Source organism: Haloterrigena salifodinae, assembly GCF_003977755.1.
GTDB classification, from domain to species: Archaea; Halobacteriota; Halobacteria; order Halobacteriales; family Natrialbaceae; genus Haloterrigena; species Haloterrigena salifodinae.
The window spans coordinates 711585-723528 of record NZ_RQWN01000002.1 but is presented as its reverse complement, the minus strand read 5'-3'; the positions used below and the strand labels follow the sequence as shown (position 1 = coordinate 723528).

At 65.4% G+C, this 11944-nt stretch carries 10 protein-coding genes; 6 read left to right on the top strand and 4 right to left on the bottom strand.

Annotation, left to right across the window (positions count from 1 at the left end; all coding sequences use genetic code 11):
- Positions 1-26: 26 nt before the first annotated feature.
- Both EH209_RS12195 and EH209_RS12190 read right to left on the bottom strand, forming a co-directional pair.
- A complete protein-coding gene (locus EH209_RS12195; RefSeq protein WP_126663151.1) occupies positions 27-1265 on the bottom strand; it encodes a pyridoxal phosphate-dependent aminotransferase in 1239 nt (412 codons plus the stop codon).
- A gap of 125 nt (positions 1266-1390) precedes the next feature.
- The gene (locus EH209_RS12190) at positions 1391-2245 is read right to left on the bottom strand and encodes a 3-hydroxyacyl-CoA dehydrogenase family protein (RefSeq protein WP_126663150.1); all 855 of its coding nucleotides are present in this window, start codon (positions 2243-2245) and stop codon (positions 1391-1393) included.
- An 86-nt stretch (positions 2246-2331) separates the two neighbouring features.
- Here EH209_RS12190 and EH209_RS12185 point away from each other — a divergent pair, with 86 nt between their 5' ends.
- The 4 genes from EH209_RS12185 (at position 2332) to EH209_RS12170 (ending at position 6034) form a co-directional block, all read left to right on the top strand.
- Positions 2332-3360, top strand: coding sequence for an SGNH/GDSL hydrolase family protein (locus tag EH209_RS12185; RefSeq protein ID WP_126663149.1), 1029 nt, complete (start codon positions 2332-2334; stop codon positions 3358-3360).
- A 110-nt stretch (positions 3361-3470) separates the two neighbouring features.
- Complete coding sequence (locus tag EH209_RS12180) at positions 3471-4253, top strand: hypothetical protein (protein ID WP_126663148.1); 783 nt, start codon at positions 3471-3473, stop codon at positions 4251-4253.
- 115 nt (positions 4254-4368) lie between these two features.
- On the top strand, positions 4369-5163 hold the full coding sequence (locus tag EH209_RS12175) for a class I fructose-bisphosphate aldolase (protein ID WP_126663147.1): 795 nt from the start codon (positions 4369-4371) through the stop codon (positions 5161-5163).
- 1 nt (position 5164) lies between these two features.
- The gene (locus EH209_RS12170) at positions 5165-6034 is read left to right on the top strand and encodes a class 1 fructose-bisphosphatase (RefSeq protein WP_126663146.1); all 870 of its coding nucleotides are present in this window, start codon (positions 5165-5167) and stop codon (positions 6032-6034) included.
- 29 nt (positions 6035-6063) lie between these two features.
- Here EH209_RS12170 and EH209_RS12165 read toward each other — a convergent pair whose 3' ends face one another.
- Positions 6064-6303, bottom strand: coding sequence for a hypothetical protein (locus tag EH209_RS12165; RefSeq protein WP_126663145.1), 240 nt, complete (start codon positions 6301-6303; stop codon positions 6064-6066).
- A 75-nt stretch (positions 6304-6378) separates the two neighbouring features.
- Positions 6379-7551, bottom strand: coding sequence for a hypothetical protein (locus tag EH209_RS12160; RefSeq protein ID WP_211338352.1), 1173 nt, complete (start codon positions 7549-7551; stop codon positions 6379-6381).
- Between the two features lie 915 nt (positions 7552-8466).
- On the opposite strand from EH209_RS12160, the gene EH209_RS12155 reads away from it, so the two are divergent.
- Complete coding sequence (locus EH209_RS12155) at positions 8467-8817, top strand: DUF5658 family protein (RefSeq protein WP_229380246.1); 351 nt, start codon at positions 8467-8469, stop codon at positions 8815-8817.
- A 205-nt stretch (positions 8818-9022) separates the two neighbouring features.
- Positions 9023-11722, top strand: a complete 2700-nt coding sequence (locus EH209_RS12150) for a PAS domain-containing sensor histidine kinase (protein WP_126663143.1) — start codon at positions 9023-9025, stop codon at positions 11720-11722.
- Positions 11723-11944 lie beyond the last annotated feature (222 nt).

Sequence of the window (11944 nt, the reverse complement as noted above, 5' to 3'; positions counted from 1 at the left end):
GACGGCAGCGCCGACGTCCGGAACGGTCACTCGGCGCCCAGTTCGGTTCGAACCAACGCCTCGAGCCGATCGAGTCCCAGTTCGAGCCGGTCGCGGTCGTTCGCGAAGCTCAGCCGGAGGTGTCCCTCGCCGCCGTCGCCGAAGGCCCGCCCCGGCGCCGTGACGACGCCCTGCTCGTAGAGGAGCCGTTTGGCGACGTCCACGCTCGACCCCTCGAGCGCGCTCACGTCGACGAACGCGTAGAAGGCCCCCTCAGGTTCGGCGACGGACACGCGGGGGATCGACTCGAGGCGGTCGACGACGTAGTCCCGGCGGGAACGGAAGGCGGCGACCATTTCGCGGAACGGCTCCTGCGGTCCGGTCAGCGCCTCGATTGCGGCGTACTGGGCGGGCGTGTTGACGCAGGAGGTCGTGCTCTCGTGGATCTTCGCGATCTGCGCGACGACGTCCTCGGGACCGGAGAGCCAGCCGACGCGCCAGCCGGTCATCGCATAGGCCTTCGAGAAGGAGTCGATCGAGAGCACCCGGTCGTCGCGGTCGGCGACGCTCGCGACTCGAGGCGGAATCTCGTCGTAAGTGAGTTGCCGGTAGACTTCGTCGGCGAGCACGTAGGCGTCGTGCTCGGCCGCAGCGTCGACGACGCGTTCGATTGCGTCCGCAGCGTACGCCCGGCCAGTCGGGTTCGAGGGCGAGGTCAGCGTGACCGCCGCCGTGTTCGGGCCGATGGCGTCGACGATCCGATCGGCGTCGGGTTCGAAACCCTCTTCGGCCGGCATCGGCACCTCCACGGGGACGCCGTCGGCGAGTTTCGCCTGCGAGATCGGGTTCGGCCAGGCGGGCGTCGGTACGACGACCTCCTCGCCGGGGTCGACGACCGTCTGGATCGCGAGATGCAGCGCCTCGACGCCGCCGTTCGTGACGACGAGTTCCGACTCGGGATCGACCGTCAGATTGCCGTCGGACGACAGCGTCTCGGCGATCACCTCCCTGAGCGCCGGGAGGCCCGCGTTCGAGGTGTACCGGGTCGCTCCGTCGCGGGCGGCCTTGAACGCCGCGTCGACGACGTGTGCCGGCGTGTCGAAGTCGGGTTCGCCGAACTCGAGGTGGACGAGGTCGACCTCGTCCCCATGCTCGCGCTCGTACTCGGCAGCGAGTTCGAACATCACGCGGATCCCCTGGGGTTCGATGTCGCGGACGCGGTCGGAGAGCCGATCGCTCTCGGACCCGCGTTCGGGGTCGGATTCGGCGGCGGACGATCGATTCATTGCGCGAACCGACGTCTGTAGACGGCAAGAAGATTCGGTGTCGGAACCGGGTCGATCAGTGGGACTCCGGTAACTCGTGTCCCTCGAGTCGAGGGCGCGACTCGTACCGGCTACCGCCCGCGGCGCTACTCGTACTCGTAGAATCCCTTGCCCGTCTTCTTGCCGAGGTCGCCGGCCTCGACCTTCCGTTTGAGGAGGTAGGCGGGCTTGTAGCGATCGCCGAGTTCCTCGTGTAAGGTCTCGGAGGCGTGCAGGCAGACGTCCAGCCCGATGTGATCCGCCAGCGTCAGCGGTCCCATGGGGACGTTCGTGCCGAGTTCCATCCCCGCGTCGATGTCCTCCTTCGTCGCGACGCCCTCGTCGAAGGCCCGGATCCCTTCGTTGACCCACGGCATCAGGATGCGGTTAGTGACGAAGCCGGGTTTATCGTCGGCTTCCCAGGTCGTCTTTTCCAAGTCCTCCGCGAGGTCGTGTGCGAGCTCGGACGCCGCCTCGGTCGTCTTCTCGCCGACGACCACCTCGACGCCCTCCATGATCGGGACGGGGTTCATGAAGTGCAGGCCGATCACCCGTTCGGGGTGCTCGAGGTCGCTCGCGATCGAGGTGATCGAGAGCGTGCTCGTGTTCGTCGCGAGCAACACGTCCTCGTCGCAGACCCGCTCGAGATCGGCGAAGACGTCCTGCTTGACCTCGAGCTCCTCGAGGGCGGCCTCGACGACGAGGTCGCAGTCCGATAAGTCGTCGATGAGCGTCGTCCCCTCGATCCGATCGCGGATCATCTCGGGATCATCCTCGAGGGCGTCCCGACTCTCGAGGCGGTTAAGGCTGTTCGCGATGGTCTCGAAGCCGCTCTCGACGAACTCCTGTTCGATGTCGCGCATCACGACGTCGTACCCGTTGGTCGCAGCGACCTGCGCGATGCCGCTGCCCATCGTTCCCGCGCCGACGACGCCGATCCGCTCGATTCGGTCGCGAACCATGCCTCGAGTTACACGCACCGACTGGTAAACGTAGGGGCAGGAACCGGGAACTAGAATTATAAGCCGCTGGGAAAGTCGGGTAAACTATGCAACAGGACGGCATCCAGTTCCACAACGTCGGCGATCGTCGACCGGTCGAGGGTCGAGACGGGCAGTTGCTCCAGCGCGTTCCGGAATCGGTGCGGACCGAACTCAACGACGGCGCGCAGTCCCGAATGCGCCATCCCGCGGGCGTCGAACTCCGGTTCGTCCCCGACGGCGACGCGACGGTAACGCTCTCGACGGTCTCCGGCGGGAGCGCCGAGGAGGGAACCGTCCGCGTCTTCTGGGGGCCGATCCAGGGCTCGACGGAGGTCGTCGTCGGCCCGGAGCCGACCGCGATCGAGGTCTCGCTGCCGGAGAAACTCGCCGACCTCGAGCCGTCGGCCGTCGAGGACCTCGCCTTCGATCCCCGCGTCTGTCGGATCCGGTTGCCGGGCGAGCACCGCGGCGGGCCGATGGTCTACCACGGCGTCGAGGGCGACATCCGGCCGCCGCGAAACGAGGAACTCCCCGACCGGCGCTACCTCGCCTACGGCACCTCGATCACCGAGGGCGAGGCGCCGCTGGGCGAGCACCTGACCTACGTCGACCAGACGGCGCGCCGACTCGACGCCGACCTCGTCAATCTCGGCTCCTGCGGCACCGCCTACTGCGACGCCGCGATGGCCGACCACATCGCCGAGCGCGACGACTGGGACGTCGCGACGCTCTCGGTCTCGGTGAACATGGTCGGCACGTTCGAGCCCGCGGAATTCCGCGAGCGGGCCGAACGGCTGATCGACCGCGTGGCGAGCGCCCATCCCGACAAACCGGTCGTCGCAATCACCATCTTTCGCAACGCCATGGACGTCTGTCGGAGCAACGGCGAGACCGAACTCTGCGAGCGGTTCCGCGAGGAACTGCGCGAGGTCGTCGCCGAAACGACCCACGAGAACGTCCACCTCCTCGAGGGACCCGAACTGCTCCCGACGATCGGCGGGCTGACGACCGATCTGGTCCACCCCGGCGACAACGCGATGATTACGATGGGCGAGACTCTCGCCGCCGAACTCGAGCCCCTGCTCGAGGACTGAGCCCGAACCGTCGACGAGGGCCGAATCGAACCGTTCGGTAGAAGAGACATTCATCCCGAGGGTAACCTTCAAGGATCGAGGGTGTGAGCTATCGGTAACTGGTGAACCGTGTGAGCAAGAACGACGCCGTCACCGAACGGGGAGGGAAGGGGGACAGCGAATCCAGCGGCGCAGCCGACGCCGATGCCGGGACCGAAACGGTCGATCTTGGGATCGGCATCTCGGTTGATCTCGACGTCGACGCCGCCGGCGAGGACGCCGATCACGTCGAACTCGCGTTCGACGAGGACGACTATCTCGAGTCGGCCGACGAATCAGCGCAGGGCCGAACGGACGATGGGAAACGAGGCGACCGCGACGGCCGCGGTCGTGGCCGCGAACTCGAGTCCAGCGAGCGGGAACGCCTCGAGAACGCCGGTGTCGATCCCGACGCGGTCTGCAAGAAGGAGTACTCCTACCGGCTGTTGCTCGACGCGGGGCTCGACGAGGCGACCGCGGACGCGCTGCGACGACGGTTCTCGCTGCCGTGGTCGTTCGAGGGCGACGGCGACCTCGAGCGGCGCTCGAGCGAGGTGCGGGGCCTCGGGGCTGCCGAGCGCGAGTGGATCGCGGTCAGCGGGGACGAGGACTGGCAGTCCTTCGAGTACGAGCACTCGCCGATCGCCGCCGTCGAGCGCGACAAACCCTCCGAGCGGCCGTATCCGAAACCGACGCCGGTGACCGCCGTCACAGGCGTCGGTCCCGACGACGCCGACGACCTGGCCGAGGCCGGCATTCGATCGGCGGAGCGGCTGGCGACGGTGAGCGCCTTCGCGGTCGCCACCGCCCTCAACCTCGACGTCTTGCACGTCCGGAGCTGGCGACACAACGCGCGGGAACTGCTCGATATCTAACGGGATCGCTCGAGTCGACTCGAGCGGCGCTGTCGGGCTAATAACTACGAATGTACGTAATTTCGATAATCCGGACCATCAGAGATATATAGCGGCCTAGTGCACCGTCTAACAGATGATTCCGATCGACGACTCCCCGATCGTTCGCGACGGCAAGTCACTGATTCTCGCGATGGACCACGGGCTCGAGCACGGGCCCGTCGACTTCGAAGACGTGCCGGAGAAGCTCGATCCATCGACGGTCTTCGAGACGGCGACCCACGACGCCGTTACCGCGATGGCCGTCCAGAAGGGGATTGCCGAAGGCTACTATCCCAGCTACGAGGACGACGTCAACCTCCTGTTGAAGTTAAACGGGACGTCGAACCTCTGGATGGGCGAGCCGGACTCGGCGGTCAACTGTTCGGTCGACTACGCCGCCGAAATCGGCGCCGACGCCCTCGGCTTTACCGTCTACGGCGGCTCGAACCACGAGATCGAGATGGTCGAGGAGTTCCGCGACGCCCAGGAGAAGGGCCGCGAGTACGACCTGCCGATGGTCATGTGGTCGTACCCGCGCGGACAGGGGCTGAAAAACGACACCAAGCCGGGTACCATCTCCTATGCGACCCGACTGGCCCTCGAACTGGGCGCCGACATCGCGAAGGTCAAGTATCCCGGCAGCAAGGACGCGATGGCTCACGCGGTGCAGTGTGCCGGCGACATGAACGTCGTCATGTCCGGCGGTTCGAAGACCTCCGACTACGAGTTCCTGTCGACCGTCGAGGCCGTGATCGACGCCGGCGCGACGGGGCTGGCCGTCGGCCGCAACGTCTGGCAGCGCGAGGACCCGACCCGGCTGCTCGACGCCCTCGAGAAGGTCATCTACGAGGAGGAGACTGCCGACGCCGCACTCGAGCAGACTGAATAGGATGACGGTGTCCGATCCAGTCGTCGAGGACGTCGTCGCCACCATCAGTCGGTCGGCGACCGAGATCACGCAGGGGCTCATCGGCCGCCGCGGCGCCGTCGACGAGGAGAACCCCAGCGGCGAGACCCAGATGGAGGCCGACGTCTGGGCCGACGAGATGCTCGGCGAGCGACTCGCCGCGATCGACGGTGTCGGGCAGTACGCCAGCGAAGAACGCCCCGAAGCCGAGGACTGCGGTGCGGACCCCGACTCGAGCGACGCCTACGCGGTCGCCGTCGACCCGCTGGACGGCTCCTCGAATCTCAGGTCCAACAACGCCATGGGGACGATCTTCGGCGTCTACGACGCCGCTCTGCCGGCTCCGGGCGAGGACCTGATCGCGGCCGGATACGTCCTCTACGGGCCGATCACGACAATGGTGATCGCCACCGAGGAGACCGTCGCCGAGTACGAGATGACCGGCGGTGAACGTCAACTCATCGAGCGGGACATCACCCTGCCCGACGAACCGGTTGTCTACGGCTTTGGCGGCCGCGTCCCCGACTGGCCCGCGGACTTCGAGCGCTACGCCCGCGAGGTCGAGGACGAGCTTAAACTCCGCTACGGCGGCGCGATGATCGCCGACGTCAACCAGGTGCTCACTTACGGCGGGGTCTTCGCGTATCCCGCCCTCGAGTCCAGTCCGGAAGGCAAACTGCGACTGCAGTTCGAGGGCAACCCCATCGGCTACGTCATCGAACGCGCCGGGGGGCGGTCCTCGAACGGCGACGAGTCGCTGCTGTCCGTCGAACCCGACGCGTTACACGACCGGACGCCGGTCCACGTCGGCAACGCCGACCTGATCGACCGACTCGAGGAGGCCCTCGAGTAGTCGCCGTCGTCGGGCAATTTTTTAGTCGTTCAATCGCGACGCCACGCCGCCGTAACGGTGACGTAGACGCCGATCCCGGCGATGAGCAGCGCGTAAAACGCCCACCGTGGCCACGCGACTTCGAGGAAGAACAGCGTCAGGAAGACGACCCAGGCCGTGGCGACGAGCAGGTCGACGAGGAGGCGAAGGACGGTACTCACGAGGCCGCGGACGGTTCGACGGTCGCGATTCGATTCGTGGTTCGATCCGGATGCGGTATCAGTTGCCATGGGTTCGGTGCGGGCTGGCGGTGGCGGCGAACGCGGACGTCGTGTGGTCGTGAACGATCATCGGTACAGCGCGGGTCAGAAGTAGTAGCCGTGCTCCTCGGTTATTTTGTAGGCGCTGACGCCCCAGACGTAGCTCTGGCCCGGCCACCAGGTCCGGGCGTTGTTGAACCCGGCGATGAGCACCTCGTCGTCCTCGCCTTCGGGATCAGAATGGAAGCTCACCGACCCGCTGTCGCCGTCTGTCAGGTCCATCTCGCCGCCCCAGCGGATCTGACCGTAGCGACAGAAGTCGTCGGTGAAGCAGGTAACCGCGTCGATCCCCTGAATCTTGCCGACCGTGTGGCCGGTCACCGCGCCGACCTTCTCGAGTTCCGCGTCGCGGGCGACGAGATCGGCGAGTCCGAGCCGCGTGAACTGGCCGCGAACGCGGGCCGTCGACGGCGTGTCGACCTTGTCTGACGGTTCGACGGTTCCGTACGGCTCGATAGCGACGACGTCCTCGGCCGGATGGGCGCGGTCGACGGTGCCGAGTTCGATCGAATCGTTGTTCTCGAGCGGCAACAAGAGTTCGTCGCTGTGCGCCTCTGCACCGCCCTGAAAGGCGTGTTCAGCGGTCACGAACAGCTCTCGTTCGGTGTCGGGATCGTACAGCGTGGGTCCGAGCGTCGCGAGACTATTGGCCGTTTCGCAGGCGATTCCGGTCGGCACCGCGTCGTTCGTGATGGAGTTCGCCAGTTGCGGATCGAGGTTCTCGGGTCCCTGTTCGATATCGTCGATGTCGATGATCGTCTCGATATCGATCGAGACGTCGTCGGCGAGGCCGTCGAGCGCCTCGCGAATCGAACCCGCGTCGCTCGAGATGCCGACGGAAACGGACGCGGTAGCGCTGTCGTAGGAGCCGGGGACGACGGCGCTGCCGAGGTAGCCGGTAAACGCCGTCCGCGCCAGCAACTCGTTTAGCTCGAACGCTTTCTGGACGGTGGCGTACCACTCCGCGGGAACGTACTTCGTTCGCTTCTCGAGGGACCACGGGTCGTCGGGGTCGGGTCTGACGAACGCGGTGACGATCGGGACCTCGCCGTTGTCAGCCGCGAGGAAGTCGTCGACGCCGAGCAGCCCCGCGACGCCAATCCCGTAGCCGCCGGTAACCAGGGTCCGGAGAAACTCGCGACGGTCCATGCCTGCCTCGATCCGGTCTCGGATCGTCGCGAGACGGTGACTGAGATGCTCGGTATATGTACGTTCCATGCCGCTACTCGATAGTTCAACTCGGATGCACCCCGCGTGGTGGCAAAGCTAATGTTCACCTACACGGGAGGGTCGATTCGGATCGAATACAAGGGCAAAATCGTCGAAAGCGATTCTGCCTGCAGTTGCCGTTTCCGTTTCGGATCCGCGGATCGAGTCCCGATATAATAGCTGGACGACTGAACGCGAGCGTTGGTGGCAGTCGCCCGTCCAGCGTACGATGTCTCCGTGCTGGTGACCACGGAGGCAGTACGGCCGGGCAGCGCGGATCGAAGCGGGTCGCACTTTTCCGCGACCGACTTCGGCTCCGTTCACCCGCCCGTACGACTCACTCCCGATCGGTTCGCGTCCCACGGCACGCGATCCTCCTCATCCCCTCGTGGCGAACTCCAAAGATCGGTGCGGTCGACGCGAACCGCTCTCCTCTCTTTCCCTCTGTGCCGTTGCCGACGCAGTCCGGCAGCCGCTTCCGCCCTCCCGATGACGAACGACGTGTCGATCGCGCTCCGTATCGCTCGAGTTTCGCATTGTCAAACACCAGTATCGATCGGTTACCCGTCCGAAGCGGACTACTACCGGCGGAACCGGCTCGGTGCCACCGGGATCACCCCTCATGAAATCCTGTTTGAGACGGACTCACTGGACTCGCCCAGCAGGATCGCTACTCGGTCCGTGCCGACTACTGACGGTCGTCCCAAGTCGCTCGACCGACGACGAACTGTATCGTCGGTTCGAAAGTTGGGTCGTCCTCGAGACTCTCGCGATGACGTTCGGCACCGGTTACCGACGCGTTACGCGGACGGCGTAGCGCCTACGGTTCCCATAACAATACCACGAGTTGTGGAACCCTTGCGTGACCGTGACACGCACCCGACGCTCGATCACGACGACCGGTTCGACTCCGGCGGGGAGCCCATGAGCTCCGACGGCGCCTACTCACGATTCGAACTCCCGCTCGAGGTCTCGCCGGCCGCCCTCGAGCGCGCGCTGTGGGTTTTCGTCGCACTCTCGCTGCTCGGGGACGTTCTGACGACGTTCGCCGGACTGCGGCTTGGGTTAGTCGAATCGAACCCGGTCGCCCGCAGCGTGATCGACGGCTACGGCTTCGTCGGCATGTTCGTTCTCAAGGGACTGGCGATCGTCATCGGGCTGGTCTGTCGTCCTCTCCTCCCCCTCGCCTATCGAGCCGTCGTCCCCGCCGGACTCGCCGTTCCCTGGACGCTCGCCGTCTGTATCAACCTCTACGTGATCTCGACGGTAGCGTAGCGGCCCTCGAGGAGACCGAGGCGCTCCATCCGCTGGGACTCGAGGACGGGGAGACGCCCCCGGAGACGCACCCGTGGGGACTGTGACCGGGTTCGGCGGCGCAGCTTTCGCTGGTCCGGAGCGAACACATGTCGGGAAATCCACTTGTGCTCGAGTCGGAATCCCGTGCAGAGAACTTATTGGACTCGATAAATTCTCCTTTCGCATGGAGAGAGCGACGGGGGAAACCGACGTGAACTGTTGGGAGGAGGCGGACGCACCCGAGGCCCTCCAGCGCTACCGGACGCTCGTGAATTCGGTCGACGACGGGATCTACCAACTGGACCGCGAAGGCCGATTCGTCGCTGTCAACGATACCATCGTCGAGATGACCGGCTACGCCCGGGAGGAACTCCTCGGTGAACCCGCCTCCCTGCTTCTCGACGAGGACGATGTCGAGCGGATCGGTCGGGAGATACGGCGACGGCTCTCGAGCGACGAGCCGGACGCGGAGGCGATCGAGTTCGCGGCGCACACCGCCGACGGCGACGAAATCGACTGCGAGTTACAGCTGAGTCTCCTCGTCGACGGCGAGGCGTCGGAGGCGCCTCGAGAAGGCGGTGAAACCGCCGACGGCGGTTTTCAGGGGACGGTGGGCGTCGTCCGCGACATCACCGATCGGAACCGAACCGAGCAGCGCCTCAAAGAACGCGAACAGCAGCTCCGGCGCGAGCGCGATTTGACTGACCGACTCCTCGAAACCAGTCCCGTCGGTATCCAGGTGTTAGACGACGAGGGCGAGGTCACGAGGATGAACGGGCGGATCAAGGAGTTCCTCGACGCCTACGACGACTCCTACTCGCCCTCGGATCGAGAGGTCTACGACGAAAACGGCGATCAAGTCCCCATCGAAGAACACCCGTTCTCCCGGACCCTGGAAACCGGCGAGCCGGTCTACGACGAGATTCTCCAGATCGAACTCCCGGGCGGTGACCGGCGCTGGCTGTCGGTCAACGCGGCGCCGATCGTCGACGAGAACGGGGGGATAGACCGCGTGGTCACGACGGGCGAAGATGTCACGGACCTCAAGGAGCGCGAACGAGAGCTCCGAGTGCATCGAGACACGCTCGAGGCCGAACTGGAAGAGGTCTACGGACGCGTCACCGATGCGTTCTACGCACTGGACGACCAGTGGCGGTTTACGTACGTCAACGAGCGGGCAGCGGAACTCCTCGGCGTGACCGAAGAGGAGTTGCTCGGAGCAGACCTCTGGAAAACGTTCCCGGAGTCGACCACCGCCGACGAGGTCCGGGAGAGTCTCCGAGCAGCGATGGAAGACCAAGAGGCGACGACCTTCGAAGTCTTCTCGGAGTTACTCGGGTTCTGGATCGAGGCGAGGATCTATCCATCGGAGACCGGACTCTCGGTCTACTTCAATGACATCACCGAGCGCAAGGAGCGCGAACGGGAGTTGGAACTGTTTCGAACCCTGCTCGATCACTCCAACGACAGCGTGTTCGTGATCGACCCCGACACGGGAGCGTTTCTCGACAGCAACGACACCGCCTGTCGCTCCCTGGGCTACTCGCGAGCGGAACTGCTCCAATTGTCCGTCCCCGATATCGATACCGAACTACCGACGCGGGAAGCGTGGCAGTCCTTCGTCGCGGACCTGCGAACCGAGGGGGAAACCACCTTCGAAGGGACGCATCGGCGGAAGGACGGGACCACGTTCCCGGTGGAAATCGACATCTCCCACGTCGAACTAGATCGCGAGTACGTCCTCGCGATATCGCGCGACGTCACCGAACGCAGGGAGCGCAAGCGGGCGATGGAAGAACGAAAGCGGGAGCTCCGAACGCTGATCGAGTTGCTCCCGGTCGCCGTGTTCGTCGCCGACGACGACGGCCGGATCCTCGAGTGGAACGAGGCGGCCGAAGCGGTCTGGGGCGGGGAAGTCGCCGAATCAGAGGCGATCGCCGAGTACGATCGATACGACGGCTGGTGGGCGGATACAGGCGAGCCGGTCGACCCCGACGAATGGGCGCTCGCTCGAGCGGTCCGGGGCGAAGAGGTTCCCGATCCAGACGAGATCGAAATCGAGGGCTTCGACGGAGAGCGCCGCACGGTCCTGAATCACGGCATGCCCATCCGGGACGAGGACGGTGAGGTGAGTCGCGCGGTCGTTACCCTCGTCGACATCAGCGAGCGCAAGGAGTACCAGCGGCAACTCGAGAAGACCAACGAGCGCCTCGAGCGGTTCGCCTACGCCGCCTCCCACGACTTGCAGGAACCCCTGCGGATGGTCTCGAGCTACCTGCAGATGATCGAGCACCGCTACAGTGACGATCTCGACGAAGAGGGTCGGGAATTCCTCGAGTTCGCCGTCGACGGCGCCGAGCGGATGCGCGAGATGATCGACGGCCTGCTCGAGTACTCCCGCGTCCAGACGCAGGCGAACCCGTTCGAACCGGTCGAGTTAGACGACGTCCTCACGGACGTCCGCGAAGACTTGCAGGTGAAAATCGAGGAATACGACGCCGCGATCGTCGCCGAGGACCTTCCCCGTATCGAGGGCGATCCCAGCCAGATCCGGCAGGTCCTCCAGAACCTGCTCGATAATGCCATCGAGTACAGCGGCGAGGGGCCGCCGCGGATTCGCGTTACTGCCGAACGCGACGGAGCGGAGTGTGTGGTCGCAGTTCGGGATAACGGGATTGGTATCGACCCCGACGAGGCCGACCGCATTTTCGACGTGTTCGAGCGGCTACACAGCCGCGACGAACACTCGGGAACCGGAATCGGGCTGGCGCTGTGCGAGCGCGTCGTCGAGCGCCACGGCGGCGAGATCTGGGTCGAGTCCGAGCCCGGAGACGGAACGACGTTCTCGTTCACGCTTCCCGTCGCGACCGACCGCGATACGTGACCGCCCACTACTCGACCGCAGCGACACCGCGCCGCGGCGAGTCGCATTTCCCTTCTCGAGCGCCGCGTCGCGGGGAACCCGCGGTAGCGGCGTTTCCTCGTGCCGACGCCTTCGCTCCGACTCAACCGACATCGCTCCGACCTCCCCGCCCCAGACACCTTGATAACAGTTGACGTGGTAGTGTGAATCAGCCCCGCATTTGAGGGGTGGCGAGATCGAACC